Here is a 13,897-nt window from a genome sequence, read left to right as displayed (position 1 = left end):
GCACCCTAGCAAGCTCAGATGCACACCGAACTTTCCTTGAATTGGTGGGCGGCACGCACAACGGCTCGAATGCTCGCATCCCTGGCAGCCACCGGCAACACGCAGCCGGGACCGATCATCAGGCGACGACCGCCCGTCTGTGAGAGTGCTTCATGCACCTGGTTTTCGATTTCCTGCTCGCTCCCATGCATCAACGTGCCATGTTCATTGATACCGCCCACGAGCAACTGCGGAAAACACTCCGCGGCCTGTGCAATCGTCGGATCAGTCAAGCGGTCATGCCAGTTGAACATCTCCGTCGGATAATCCGAGAGCAGATCGAACATGATGTCATCACCATGCGCATGCAGCATGTTGAGTCGGGATTTTCCACGCAGCGCCTTGAAGACCTGCAAATCGTAACGCTTGCCAAAGCGCTCATACTCTGCCGTCGTCAGCAGACGATGCGATGCCAGTTGCGTTGCGAAGAACACACCATGGGCGCCCTGCGCCAATGCATCCAGCGCAAAGCGGATCGTGACGTCGGTGATGACCATCAGCGCACGCTCCAGTTCATCCGGAAAGCGCCGCAGGTCAGCAAACATTTTTTCGGTGGACATCTTCCGGGCGGTCGTCAGCGGGCTGAAAACCGTCTGCAGCAACGGTACCTGCCCCTTCAAGACCTTGGCCGCGGCAGCCAGCGCCTCATTTTGCCGACCATAGGCTCCGCGACGAACATCGAGAGGCACAACGCGTCGCCAATCTTCGGTACGCACGACGGCCGGCTGGATCACTTCACGCGCACCATTGGCCGCCCCCCTGTACCCGCTGATCGCGCCCCAGTCCTCGACACCATAGGTTCCCGAAGGCATGAATTTCACGAGATCGAATTGCCATTTTTCCTGCCACTGCAGCGTGTGAGCCACCAGCTTGTCGGAATGCTGATCATCGTCCGGGAAATGGCGCCACAGGGCGACCGGCGGGCGATCAGTGGGTTCGCCGTTAATCGCTGCTTCGATGCGCTGCCAGTGATTCATTGACTGCATAGCTGTCCCTTTGGTTTTTGTCGCCAAACTGGAAGATCCGCGCACAATGCGCCGTCCCTTTCAGGACGGCTGGCTCCAACAGTTCTTAAACAGGGTTGAGATGCAGGCAGTTTTTCATGGAGCACAACCAGGGACAAACGAGTTAATTCAAAAGCTCGCTTTGTCAAAGACAAAGGCTTGCCAACGATGGCCGGGCCGTGGGTGTTCTTCAGGCGACGTCGGAACAGGAGGGCGGGTGCCGCAACTGGTGCAGCAAGGCCTGTGCGTGAACCGACAGCCGTTTTTCATCGCTTCTGGCGCACACGGCCAGATGCCGCATGGCCCAAGGCTCCTGCAGGGACAGTGTTTTTACCCGCTCGTTGTGCAAATTGCGCATCACCGAGCGCGGCACGATGGCGATCCCGGCCCCTGAGCAGACGAGCGCGATGACAGCGGAAAAACCCGCTACCTGTATGCGAACATCAATCGGGTAGCCAAGGGCCGCAGCCTTGCCGACGAGAAAAGTGTGGATTGCCGTTCCACTGGCCAAGGAGATGATGGGGTGAGCGAGGCACTCGACAAACCGCACCTTGCCATCCTGCCCAAGGTCTGTTGCCACAGGCGCCACGATGATGAGCTCATCTTCATGGTAGGGCCAGAATTTCACGTCGGGATGCTCTTCGCTCCAGGTGACGACGCCGATGTCTGCTCTGCCTTCAGCAACGGCCGCGACAATCTCGTGGCTGAGTCGCTCCTCCAAGGACACGCGCACTGCGGGGTATGCGAGCAAAAAAACCGACAGGTCTTCCGGCAAATAGGACGCGATCGCCGTACTGTTGGCGAACAGCGTGAGATGGCTCTTCACGCCCTGCGCATAGGGCGCCAGATTGGCATGCATCTGCTCGAGTTCGGCGAGACAGCGGCGGCAATGCTCAAGCATCACCTGTCCCGCGCGGGTCAACGATACGCCGCGTGCTTGCCGTGTAAACAACCGGGTTCCAAGGCTTTCCTCCAGCTGTTTGATGCGCAAGCTGGCCGATGACGGCGCGAGAAAGCAATGCGCTGCGCCGCGTGACACATTGCCCGCATCCGCGATGGCAACGAAGAGCTTGATGTCGACCAGGCTGTAGTGCATAGCTTTTGCATTTAACAAATGCTGGTTGTGAGAAAGCCCGTTTGTACATCACCCCCGCCACAGGAACAATTTCTGCATCCCAAGACAGGGATGTGCTCACGGAAATACGCCATAGGAACAACGGGACATGCCATCCATTCAAGCCATTTCTACCGACGACGCACCCAGCGCCATCGGCATTTATTCACAAGCCATCCGAGCCAGCGAGACGGTATATCTTGCCGGCCAGCTTCCGCTCGACCCCATCACCATGCAGTTGGAAACGGGCATTGATGCACAAATTCACCGCGTTTTTCGCAATCTTGAAGCCGTGAGCCGCGCAGCGGGCGCATCGCTCGCCCAGGCCATCAAGGTCACGGTCTACCTGACCGATCCAGCGCATTTCTCCAGGGTCAATGCACTGATGGGCGAGTATTTTTGCAAGCCCTACCCCGCACGTACATCCGTGGCTGTCGCGGCCTTGCCCCGTGGAGCGCTCATCGAAGCCGATGCCGTTCTTTCACTCGCCCCCTCACCTGCAAACAAGGAGATCTGAATGATGACTCGCACCTGGGTTCTTGAAGCAGTGCGTCGTATCGAGCGTGACGCCCAGCGTTCATCCGACACCCACCTGATGCAGGTGGAACTACCCGCCACCCCGCATGTGAGGCTTTATCTCAAGGATGAATCGACCCATCCCACGGGCAGCCTCAAGCATAGGCTCGCACGATCGCTGTTTCTCTATGGACTGTGCAATGGCTGGATCCGGGAAGGCACCACCGTAGTGGAGGCATCCTCAGGCAGCACGGCGGTGTCCGAAGCCTATTTCGCGCGCCTTCTGGGCCTGCCATTCATTGCCGTGATGCCCCGCAGCACATCACCCGCAAAAATTGCGCAGATCGAGTTCTACGGCGGTCGCTGCCACTTCGTCAGCAATGCATCACTTCTCTACGCAGAAGCCGAACGGGTGGCACGCGAATGCAATGGCCACTACATGGATCAGTTCACCTATGCGGAGCGAGCCATCGACTGGCGTGGCAACAACAACATCGCAGAATCCATCTTCCAGCAAATGCGCGGTGAACCTCACCCGATACCGACGTGGGTGGTGGTCGGAGCTGGAACCGGCGGAACCTCCGCCACCATAGGACGCTACATACGCTACCAAGGATATGCCACTCAACTGTGCGTTGTGGACCCCGAGCACTCCGTTTTTTACGACTACTTTCACAGCCGCGATGCAGCCATCTCCAGCAGCCGCGGCTCGGACATCGAGGGAATCGGCCGACCACGGGTGGAGCCCTCATTTGTTCCCGACGTGATTGATCGCATGATGCAAGTGCCCAACCCGGCGTCGTACGCGGCCATGCGCTTTCTGGAACGCTTGGTCGGACGTCGGTATGGTGGTTCGACAGGCACCGACTTTTACGTTGCCATGCAGCTGGCGTGTGAAATGTCCAAGCGCAACGAGGCCGGCTCCATCGTCACCCTCGCCTGCGATTCAGGCGACCGCTACACAGACACCTATTACAACGACGCATGGCTGGAATCCTCCGGCTACGACATAGCGCCATACATTGCGCAACTCGAAAAGGCCTATGCCGGCGGAGTCTGGCCCGTAACGCACAGGCCCCATCCAGCAGCGCTGCACGATGCGACATTGAACGCACAGCCCTGCCTTGAAGTCCTTGCCCCATAGGCGCGCATCGTGGAGAACCGGCCTCAAGTCCCTCTCCATTTCTCCTTCGGCGGGCCCACCAGACGGCAAAGCCTAGCCAGGGACGAACGGGCGCCCGTTCGCCCTCGGAAGCCCCGTCGAAGACATTCAACGGCAAGCCGCTCGGAGCGAAAGCGCTGCCAGTTCTTGGTCTTCGCGGCCTTGACCACCTTCGCGTGCTTTTGTGCCAAGGCAGCCGCCTGGAATCGAAGCGTGCTCAGTGGACTGGCGTCAGGCGGCCCGTGAATGGACGGCTGTGGCCTGCCGCGTCCTGATGGGGCAGATGCCACTCGGGCCAGCGTTGAGGTTCGGCGCTGATGCGCCCGTCACGCAACAGATCGCGCGTCATGCGATTTTCCTCGGCGGTATGCGCACCGGTCCAGACCACCGTGCCTTGGTCCTGCCATTGCCCCTGTGCATCGCGCGCGCTGAGCCGGCACCTGCGGTTGCCGCGGTCCTCGAGCTTGCACAGCAGGTGATCGATCTGCTGATCCTGGTCCCAATCCCCTGACAGCAGCACACAATCGGCGCCGGGCGACAGGCACTGTCGTGCCCAGTAATGTTCGTTCGCCTGCAGCATCCACCACTCCCACCAATCGGGCTGCGGGCGCTGCATGCCTGCGGGGGTCTGGATGCGCTCCTGGGCCGTGGCCAGGTCGACTCTTTCGCTGGGCAGGGGTTCCGTGGTCGCAACATGGCGCGTGGTGGAAGCGCGTGCCAGGTCCAGCCGCTGGCGCGCCTCGCCGGTCTGAAAACCGGGGTCCTGGGCCAGTGCGTCGAGCGCGGCGGCGCCGTAAGGGCCGTGGCGCCATTTCAGATCGACCAGGCGCTCCAGGGTGGCCTGCGACGGGTCGGCGCGCAGGCGTTCGCGCTGGCTGGCAGCGCTGATGCGCTGGCCGTCGAGCACAGGCGTTTGCAGCGCCAGCAGCAAGGCCAGCACCAGCAGCGACATGGCCTGATTGACGGGCGCCAGCCACTGCAGCCAGGGGCGCGCAGCGCCCTGGCGCACGCTGTGGGCGGCGGCGCAGGCATAGCCCAGGGCATAGAGCCACAGCACGCCGGCCGCGGCGGCGGCCCAGACGCGCTCCAGCGTCCAGCCGTATTGCTGCACGCGCAAGCCTATGGCCACGCAGGCCAGGGTGGCGAGCACGGGCATGGCGATCAGGCTGGCATCGACCAGCCAGCGCAGCACGCGTGCATACGGCGCCTGGGCGGCCGCGCCGTCCTGGTAGACCGCGTTCACGACCCAGATCTGCAGGATCAATACCCCCATCAGCAGCACGGCGGCAAAGCGCGTGGCCCACAGGCCCTCGACGCCGGTGAACACCAGCGCCAGTACAAAGAACACCAGCACCCAGGCCAGTAATGGCAGCAGCAGGCGACCCAGCGCCAGCAGGGTCTGGCGCATCACCTGGATGGGCCGCTGCTGCGTGCGCGCCAGCCACAGGCCCAGGCCGCCCAGCAGGCCAGTCACCACGAACACAAACCACTGCGCGGAAAACAGCGTGACAAAGAACTCGACCTTGACCAGCGCGAACAGGCCGGCCCATAGCCACAGCACACCCCACACCAGTTGCACGCACAGCGAGGCCAGCGCCAGCACCAGCGCGTTGTTCCAGGCCAGCACGAACAGCGCGGCATAGGGCACACGCCAGCGGCCATGCGCCATGAAGGCCTGGAACCAGGGCAAGGCCACAAACCACCAGAGCGACGCAGCAACGCCCAGACAGACAAAGACGCGGCTGTCTTCCCAAGGCGAATGGCGCAGGCCCCAGATCATTCCGCCCGCCATGACCCCGACCACCACCGCCATCACGGCGCCGCCGGCCCACAGCCGGCCATCGCGCCAGCGCGTGACCGTCATCGCCATGAACAGCGGCGGCTGCAGGATCAGCAGCAGGACCAGCGCCTGCCAGTCGCGCTCCAGTCCCGAATGCACCAGGGCCAGTGCCAGCAGGCCTTGCAGCAGGCCCATGCACAGCATGCCGTTGCGCACCTGCGCCAGCGGCCTATCCAGGGGGAGCGAAAGTGTAGACATGGCGCGCAGTGTAGCGCCAGCCTCTTTGAACGATCAGCCCTTCATTTCCCGCACCAACAGCTCCCCGGTGATGTCGCTGACCTTACTCACGCTGGTGAGCGTCATGGCCACGCGCATTTCCTTTTCCAGCAGTTCAAGCAGGTGCTTGACGCCGGACTCTCCGGCGGCTGCCAGCGCATAGATGTACGCCCGGCCAATCATTGCTGCGTCCGCGCCCAGGGCGATGGTGCGGACCACGTCCAGGCCGTTGCGTATGCCGGAGTCGGCCAGGATCTTGATCTGACCCTTGACTGCATCGGCGATGGCCGGCAGGGCGCGCGCCGAGGACAGCACGCCGTCGAGCTGGCGGCCGCCATGGTTCGAGACGACGATGCCGTCGGCGCCGAAGCGCACCGCGTCCTTGGCGTCCTCGGGGTCGAGGATGCCCTTGATGACCATCGGGCCCTTCCAGAACGCGCGTATCCACTCCAGGTCTTTCCACGAAATGGAGGCGTCGAAATTGGCGCCCAGCCAGCCCATGTAGTCCTGCAAACCGGTGGGGCTGCCGCGATAGGCCGAGATATTGCCCAGATCGTGCGGCCGGCCCTGCAGGCCCACGTCCAGGGCCCAGCGGGGGTGCAGCACCGACTGCCAGTAGCGACGCAGCGCGGCGTTCGGGCCGCTCATGCCGGAATGGGCGTCGCGGTAGCGCGCGCCGGGCACGGGCATGTCCACGGTGAAGACCAGGGTCGTGCAACCCGCGGCCTGGGCGCGCTCGAGCGCGTTGCGCATGAAGCCGCGGTCCTTGAGCACGTAGAGCTGGAACCACATGGGCCGCTTGATCTCGGGAGCCACCTCCTCGATCGGGCAGACCGAGACCGTGGACATGGTGAACGGAATGCCGTGCGCATCCGCCGCGCGCGCGGCCTGCACTTCACCCCGGCGCCGGTACATGCCCGTCAGCCCCACGGGCGACAGCGCGACGGGAATCGACAGCTTCTCACCGAACAGCTCGATGCTGGTGTCCAGCCGGCTCATGTCCTTGAGCACGCGCTGGCGCAGGGCCACGGCGGCCAGGTCTTCGACATTGCGGCGCAGGGTCTGCTCGGCATAGGCGCCGCCGTCGATGTAGTGGAAAAGAAAAGGCGGCAGACGCTTTTGCGCGGCCGCGCGATAGTCGGCAGTCGAAGAGATGATCATGGTCACAAGTTTTTCATGTCAGTGGTTCATGGCGCTGCGCGCCGCCCATGCAACCGGCAGCCTCGGGGCGGTGCGTCATGGCAGATCCGAAGGCGGCAGTCGCATGGAGCGCTCCCGCCGGGCCTGGTCTTCGTCGAGCTGCTGGATGGTCAGGCGCACATGCTCCAGGTGTTCGCCTATGCATTCACGCGCCCGCTGCGGGTCGCCGTCGAGGATGGCCTGCATCAGGCTCTGGTGCTGCAGGGTCAGCTCCTGCACGGTATGCGGGGCGCTGAGCCGGAACATGACGTGGCGGTTGTGCGCCACCGTGGACAGGACCACGGTGAACAGGCTGTGCATCACCTGCACCAGCACGAGATTGTGCGAGGCCTCGGCGATGGCGAGGTGGAATTGCGCGTCGGCACGCGCCGCCAGCTCGGAATGGCCGTCCTGCTGGTGCTGGACCATCACGTCGAAGCAGCGCTGGATGTGCGCCTTGTCCTCTGCCGTGGCGCGCTGGGCGGCCAGCCAGGCGGTGCTGGACTCCAGCGCGTGGCGCGTCTCCAGCACGTCATAGCGGTAGTGCTGGTCGGAATCGATCAGGCGCGCCAGCGGGCCCATGGCCTCCTGCAGCCACTCGGCGGGCGCGTTCGATTGCACATAGGTGCCGTCGCCGCGCCGCGTGGAGAGCACGCCCTGGCTGGTCAGCTTCTGTATGGCCTCGCGCACCGAGGTGCGCGACACGCCCAGTTCAGCGGCCAGCAGCCTTTCCGCGGGCAGCCGCTGGCCGGGCTGCACTCCGCGGGCCTGCACCAGGGCAAGCAGTTTCTCGACGACATGATCTGCAAGGCGCATGTGGGACGTTTCGGTTTTTCAATGACCTGGAATCATCCACGGAAACACATAGGCTTGCAGCGTGGTGATCACTCCGATCATGGTCGCGAAAATCAGGCTGTGCTTGACCGTGAAGCGGAACAGGTCGGACTCGCGCCCGGCAAGTCCCACCGCGGCGCAGGCAATGGCAATCGACTGGGGCGAGATCATCTTGCCCGTCACTCCGCCCGTGGTGTTGGCCGTCACGGTGAGCACCGGGGGCAGGCCCAGCTGCTGCGCGGTCGTGGCTTGCAGCGCGCCGAACAGCGCGTTGGCCGAGGTGTCCGAGCCCGTCAGGAACACGCCTATCCAGCCCAGGAAAGGCGAGAAGAAGGTGAATGCCTGGCCCGTGTGCGCCAGTGCCAGCGCCAGCGTTGCCGACAGGCCCGAGTAGTTGGCGATGAAGGCAAAGGCCAGCACCATGCCGATGGAGTAGATCGGCACCGCCAGTTCCTTGAGGGTCTCGCCCAGCGTGGCCACGGCCTTGGCCGGCGACAGGCGCGTGAAAGCGATGTTGATCAGCGCCGCGATCAGGATGGCCGTGCCGGTGGCCAGCAGCCAGTTGAAAGTGTAGGTCGCGCCATAGGGTGCGGCGGCCGCCACGACGGGCGGGGCCTTCTCGACCAGGTTGTGCAGGAAAGGCACGGGGATATTGATCACCGAGGAAGCCAGCGCCCCTCCCGTGGCAAACAGTGCCTTGAATGGCTTGATGCTCCAGAGCGTCACCATGGCCGTGAGAATGAGGAACGGCGACCAGGCCTTGACGATGGCACCGATGGTCAACGCAGGGCCCGATACCGCGGGCGCGGGCACGACGGCACTGCCCGCTTCGGGCGCAAAACGGAAGATGCGCTTGGGCTGCCAGACCTTGAGAAAGGCCGTCAGTGCCACCAGCGAAACGATGGCCGAGGTGATGTCGGGCAGTTCGGGGCCGATGTAGTTCGCCGTGAGGAACTGCACCACCGCGAACGTGCCGCCACCGACCAGCACCGCAGGCCAGGTTTCCTTGACGCCGCGCCAGCCATCCATGATGGCCATCAGCCAGAACAGCACGATCACGGTCATCAACGGCAGCTGGCGGCCCGCCATCTGACTGATCGCGAAAGTGTCCAGGCCCGAGACCTGTCCGGCGACGATGATGGGGATACCCATGGCGCCAAAGGCCACGGGCGCCGTGTTGGCGATCAGGCACAGGCCGGCCGCGTACAGCGGCTTGAAGCCCATGCCCACCAGCAGTGCGGCCGTGATCGCCACGGGCGCGCCAAAGCCGGCAGCGCCTTCAAGGAAAGCGCCGAAGCAGAAGCCCACCAGTATCAGCTGCAGCCGCTGGTCGGGCGTAACCGCCAGGATGGATGAGCGAATGACGTCGAACTGCCCCGTCTTGACCGAGATCTTGTAGAGAAACACCGCCGCCACGATGATCCAGGCAATGGGCCACAGACCATAGAAGAAGCCATACACGGCCGAAGCCAGCGCGGCGCTCACGGGCATCTTGTAGAACAGCAGTGCCACGCCCATGGCCAGCACCACGGTCCCGGTGCCGGCCTGGTAGCCCTTGAGTCTGAACCTTGTCAGTGCCAGAAAGAAAAAGACGATGGGAATCAGCGCAATGAGCGCCGAAATCCAGATGTTCCCCGCAGGGTCGTAATTCTGTTGCCAGATGGTTTGCATGCCGGTGTCTCTAGGTTTATTGAAAGGGCGCAGCCAGCCCTTGCGTTTGCTTCTTGCGCCAATTCAGGATCTCAAGCCGGGCTGTCTGGCTGAACAGAAGGCGCTGTTTACTTTTCGCAGTGTCTCGGGGTAGAAGCGGCTTAAATTGGTTAGACCAATTTCACCAAAAATTCAACACCCCACCGCAAGATGCGTGATCTTTCAGCTTTTCACCGTATTCACACATAGGGAAAACACTTACTCACACCAAAAACACACGACTTTTTTAAATTGGTAGTACCAATTAATCAGACCACAACGCGAATCGATGTCAGAAAAATGCCCGCTGTTGGCATCCAGCACCCACTGGCAGGAGCGGCAGTTCGGGAAAAGCGGGCGCCACAGCATGGGAGCAGAACTTGCTGCCACGCCCTATAGCCACGGCAACGCGGTCTCGATGACGCATTCCCTGGCCATGCCTTCGGGCGTGATCACGCCGGGCATGGGCTTTCTCTACAACGGCTGCATGGGCGTGTTCGATCCGCGCCCGGGCCGCGCGGGCAGCATCCAGCCCGGCAAGAGCCGCTTCACGTCCTCGTGCCTGACGATGACGTTCAAGGACAGCGCGCTCGACATGGTGCTGGGCGCGCCCGGCGGCACGCAGATTGCAATGGGCGTGCTGCAGGTGCTGCTCAACGTCATTGACCATGGCATGGAAATGCAGACGGCTGTTGCGGCCCCGCGCTTTTCCTCCACCAGCAATTCCATCGACGTCTGCAACCGCATTCCGCGCTACACGACGCGCGAGCTGGAAGCCGAGGGCTACAGCGTGGGACGCAACCCGTACAACTACACCATTGGCTGGGTCCATGGCGTGCAGGTGCAGGCCGATGGACTGCATGGCGGCGCCGACCCGGGCCGTGATGGGGTGGCCTTGCGCACGGCGATCAGCGCCTGAGGGCTTTCAAGCCGCGTCGGCAGCCCGCTGCAGCGCCGGATGCGCCTCGAAGTACCCCGCCATGGTCTTGAGCAGGCCCGTGATGTCATTGCGCACCACCTCGAAATTGGCATTGCGCTCGCGCGAGTCCTCGTCCATGTAGATGGGGCGGCGGATCTCGATCTGCATGCTGTGGCGCTGCAGCGCGGGCTGGCCGATCTTGGCGATCAGCTGCACGCCCTTGTAGGGGTCGTTGCGCGCCACGGTGTAGCCGCAGCCGCGCAGGTATTCCTCGACCAGCGCGACGAACGCCGGCTCGCAGGTCGTGCCGTCGCGGTCGCCGAGAACGAAGTCGGCCAGCGGCTTGTCGCTCTTGATCTGGAGGCGCTCGTAGGCGTTGTTGGGCATGGAGTGCAGGTTCAGGTGCCACACGGCGCCAAAGCGCAGGTAGGTGCTTTGCACGGCCGCGGCCAGGGCCTGGTGGTAGGGCTGGTAGCAGCGCGCGATGCGCTGGCGCACTTCGGCCACGGGCAGCAGCCGGTCGTAGATGGGCGTGTTCTTGACCGTGCGCCACACCAGGCCCGAGCCTATGCGTGTCTTCTCGCTGGGCGACAGCGGCGTGGGCCAGGGGGCAGCGAGCAGGCTCGGGTCGATGTCGTCGAGCGTGCGGTTCAGGTCCAGATAGCTGCGCGGGAAAAGCGCTTCGACCAGCGTCGCGCCCAGCTCAGGCGCCGCGCCCCAGAGCGCTTCGACATGGGTGTCTTCGGCGGCGCGCAGCAGCGCGCGCGGCACTGCATGGCCGAAGTCTTCGGGGTATTGCACGCCGCTGTGGGGCGAGTCGCAGACCAGCGGAATGGCGGCGCCGCCCGGCGTGTGCAGCAAAAACATGGCAGACGTGTCCTGCATTCTTACTCCACCGAAATCTTCGCGACCTTGGCGACGTTCTTGTAGCGCAGCACGGCCTGTTCGATCTGGGCCTGGAACTGCGCCGAGGTGTTGGGAATGAGCGTCGCGCCGGCCTCTTCCATCTTGCTGATGAAGTCGGGTTCCTTCATCGCCGTGTGAATCGCCTGGTTGAGCTTCTTGACGATGGCCGCAGGCGTGCCCGCGGGTGCGACGACGCCAAACCAGCCGCCGTTGCCCATCTGCGGGAAGCCCAGCTCGCCATAGGTGGGCACATCAGGCAGCGCGGGCGAGCGCTTGTCCGAGAGCACGGCCAGCGCATGCAGGCGTCCGGCCTTGATATGCGACAGCGCCGAAGGCAGGTTGTCGGTGATCGCGTCCACCTGGCCCGCGATGGCGTCGTTGAGCGCCATGCCCGAACCCTTGTAGGGCACGTGCAGCAACTGGATCTTGGCCATGCTCGAGAAGTACTCGACGTTGGAGTGGCCCAGCGACCCGGTGCCCGGCGAAGCGAAAGTGATCTTGCCCGGCTCGCTCTTGGCGAGCGCGAGAAAGTCCGCCATGTTCTTCGCCGGGAACTTGGCCGTGACGGCCAGCACGCTGGGCACCGTGGCCACATTGCTCACGGGCACGAAGTCCTTGATAGGGTCGTACTTGAGCCGGCTGCCATAGGCCGCGACATTCGAGCCGTGCGTGCTCATGGTGGCCATGCCCAGCGTATAGCCGTCGGGCTTGGACTTCGCGACCATGTCCATGCCCAGCGAGCCGCCCGCGCCGGCGCGGTTCTCGATGACGATCGCCTGGCCCAGCACGCGGCTTGCGTATTCGCCGATCAGGCGCGCAGCCAGGTCGGTCGAGCCGCTGGCCGCGAACGGGACGATGAGCTTGATGGGCCTGTCAGGGTACTCGGCGTGGGCCGCGCTCGCGCCCAGGGCGGCGAAGGCGGCAAGCGTCAGGGCGACAGAGCGGCGGGAAGGGAGGAAGGTGGGCGTGGTCATGGTTGGCAAGTGTCAGGCGGCAGCCGTGCGGCGCAAAACGACAAATTGGCAATGAGCATGACTGTTGTGCATACTCGCACTGACGCGGGGCACGCGCGCCCCACCATTCAAGCCCCGCCCTTGACGCCACAGCCCCATGCGAATGCACTCGCCCTCGATGTCCGAACTCCATGCCTTTGCCACGGCGGTCAGGCTGGGCAGCTTTTCACGCGCCGCGGCGGAACTGTGCGTGACCCAGAGCGCCGTGAGCCGGGCCGTCGCGCGGCTCGAGCTGCACTACGGAATGCCGCTGATCAAACGCAATGCCCATTCCCTGTCGCTGACGCCTGTGGGGCGGGAGTTGCTGGACGCCGTGCGCGAGCCGCTGGGTGCGATCGAGGAAGTCAGCGCGCGCCTGCGGGTGCTGCCTCCCGATCGCCCGCTGCATCTGGCCGTGGTGCCGACTTTTGCGAGCGTCTGGCTGATACCGCGGCTGCGCGGCTTCCAGGAGATGCATCCCGGCATCAAGCTGAATTTCGTGCCCTACAGCAAGGCCGAAGATTTTTCGGGCGCGGTGCCCGACGCGGCCGTGCTCACGGGCCTGGGGCCCGAAGACTGGCCGCAATGCCATTGCGACTACGTGATCGGCCGCGAGATGGTGCCCATCTGCCACCCCGCACGATTGCAGCAGCGGCTGGCGCAAGGCCTGTGGCGGCGCCCGGGCGACCTCGCGTCCGAGCCGCTGCTGTACCACACCACCGCGCCGGGCAACTGGACGCAATGGCTGCGCGCCGTGCATGCGGGGCGCACGGCACCCAACCTCACGACGGCATTCGACCAGGTATCCATGCTGATCCAGGCGGTGATTGCCGACATGGGCGTTGCGCTGGTGCAGCGCTGCCTGGTCAAGGAGGCGCTGCAATCCGGCGCGGTGGCGGTGCCGTTCGATCTGCCGATCGCGCTGCAGCGCGGCTATTTTCTGTGCACGCCCCACGACCGCCGGCCCAGGCCGGGGTTTGCGGAGTTTCGGCGGTGGCTGCTGGAGGCGGCGGGGGAGGATATTCGGGGGATGGGGATGGGTGAAGGCAGCGTCTAGTACTTGAGGGCAGGACATTCATGGTTCGACCGGGCCGCGCAGGCAGGCTCACCACGAACGGTTCTTGCCGTTCGCCCTGAGCGGGGTAAGCGAGACGAGCCTCGCCAGGCGTTGACAAGAAACAGCGGGGAGTGAGACCGGTTTCTTGAATACCGGGGCTTCGACGGGCTCAGCCCGAACGGATTTTTTCGCCACGCCCTAAACCACCGCTCGCCCTGAGCTTGTCGAAGGGTCGGTATTTTGACCGTCGGCCATTCATCGCCGCTGTTTGCCCAAAACTAGTGCTTTCTAAGTCATTGATTTATTTGACGAAAAAAGCTGTTTCTTGAGAGCCTGTCGAAGGATGAACTGGCGCACTGGCCTAGGGTGGAGACACCCTTCGACGGGCCCGCCTAGGGAAGCTCAGGGCGAACGGCCATTAGCTATTCGT

12 protein-coding genes are annotated in these 13,897 nt (G+C 63.8%); 4 read left to right on the top strand and 8 right to left on the bottom strand.

The window, feature by feature from the left end:
- Window positions 1–14: 14 nt before the first annotated feature.
- Both GVL12_RS16745 and GVL12_RS16740 read right to left on the bottom strand, forming a co-directional pair.
- Entirely contained in the window at window positions 15–1,025 is a 1,011-nt protein-coding gene (locus GVL12_RS16745) for a uroporphyrinogen decarboxylase family protein (RefSeq protein WP_159916058.1), read from the bottom strand.
- Window positions 1,026–1,233: 208 nt separating this feature from the next.
- Complete coding sequence (locus GVL12_RS16740) at window positions 1,234–2,139, bottom strand: LysR family transcriptional regulator (protein WP_159916056.1); 906 nt, start codon at window positions 2,137–2,139, stop codon at window positions 1,234–1,236.
- 127 nt (window positions 2,140–2,266) lie between these two features.
- Between GVL12_RS16740 and GVL12_RS16735 the strand changes: the two genes are divergently transcribed.
- Together GVL12_RS16735 and GVL12_RS16730 are read left to right on the top strand one after the other, a co-directional pair.
- A complete protein-coding gene (locus tag GVL12_RS16735; protein ID WP_159916054.1) occupies window positions 2,267–2,674 on the top strand; it encodes a Rid family detoxifying hydrolase in 408 nt (135 codons plus the stop codon).
- A gap of 3 nt (window positions 2,675–2,677) precedes the next feature.
- Window positions 2,678–3,817: a PLP-dependent cysteine synthase family protein gene (locus tag GVL12_RS16730; RefSeq protein ID WP_159916111.1), complete on the top strand. Its 1,140-nt coding sequence runs from the start codon at window positions 2,678–2,680 to the stop codon at window positions 3,815–3,817.
- A 235-nt stretch (window positions 3,818–4,052) separates the two neighbouring features.
- Here the strand turns inward: GVL12_RS16730 and GVL12_RS16725 are convergent, their stop codons facing one another.
- From GVL12_RS16725 to lldP, 4 genes are all read right to left on the bottom strand, one after another.
- Window positions 4,053–5,873: a DUF4153 domain-containing protein gene (locus GVL12_RS16725; protein WP_159916052.1), complete on the bottom strand. Its 1,821-nt coding sequence runs from the start codon at window positions 5,871–5,873 to the stop codon at window positions 4,053–4,055.
- Between the two features lie 33 nt (window positions 5,874–5,906).
- A complete protein-coding gene (gene lldD / locus GVL12_RS16720) occupies window positions 5,907–7,052 on the bottom strand; it encodes an FMN-dependent L-lactate dehydrogenase LldD (RefSeq protein WP_159916050.1) in 1,146 nt (381 codons plus the stop codon).
- Window positions 7,053–7,127: 75 nt separating this feature from the next.
- Window positions 7,128–7,886: a transcriptional regulator LldR gene (lldR, locus tag GVL12_RS16715; protein WP_159916048.1), complete on the bottom strand. Its 759-nt coding sequence runs from the start codon at window positions 7,884–7,886 to the stop codon at window positions 7,128–7,130.
- 18 nt (window positions 7,887–7,904) lie between these two features.
- Window positions 7,905–9,575, bottom strand: coding sequence for an L-lactate permease (lldP, locus tag GVL12_RS16710; protein ID WP_159916046.1), 1,671 nt, complete (start codon window positions 9,573–9,575; stop codon window positions 7,905–7,907).
- A 385-nt stretch (window positions 9,576–9,960) separates the two neighbouring features.
- On the opposite strand from lldP, the gene GVL12_RS16705 reads away from it, so the two are divergent.
- Window positions 9,961–10,512, top strand: coding sequence for a gamma-glutamyltransferase (locus GVL12_RS16705; RefSeq protein ID WP_200843828.1), 552 nt, complete (start codon window positions 9,961–9,963; stop codon window positions 10,510–10,512).
- Window positions 10,513–10,518: 6 nt separating this feature from the next.
- On the opposite strand, the gene GVL12_RS16700 is transcribed toward GVL12_RS16705, so the two are convergent.
- Entirely contained in the window at window positions 10,519–11,379 is an 861-nt protein-coding gene (locus tag GVL12_RS16700) for an N-formylglutamate amidohydrolase (protein ID WP_200843827.1), read from the bottom strand.
- Between the two features lie 20 nt (window positions 11,380–11,399).
- The gene (locus GVL12_RS16695) at window positions 11,400–12,392 is read right to left on the bottom strand and encodes a tripartite tricarboxylate transporter substrate binding protein (RefSeq protein WP_159916042.1); all 993 of its coding nucleotides are present in this window, start codon (window positions 12,390–12,392) and stop codon (window positions 11,400–11,402) included.
- 136 nt (window positions 12,393–12,528) lie between these two features.
- Between GVL12_RS16695 and GVL12_RS16690 the strand changes: the two genes are divergently transcribed.
- Entirely contained in the window at window positions 12,529–13,467 is a 939-nt protein-coding gene (locus tag GVL12_RS16690; protein ID WP_159916040.1) for a LysR substrate-binding domain-containing protein, read from the top strand.
- Window positions 13,468–13,897 lie beyond the last annotated feature (430 nt).

Source organism: Pantoea sp. 18069 (genome assembly GCF_902706035.1).
Lineage (GTDB): Bacteria > Pseudomonadota > Gammaproteobacteria > Burkholderiales > Burkholderiaceae_C > Comamonas.
This window is presented reverse-complemented; position numbering and strand designations above follow the sequence as displayed.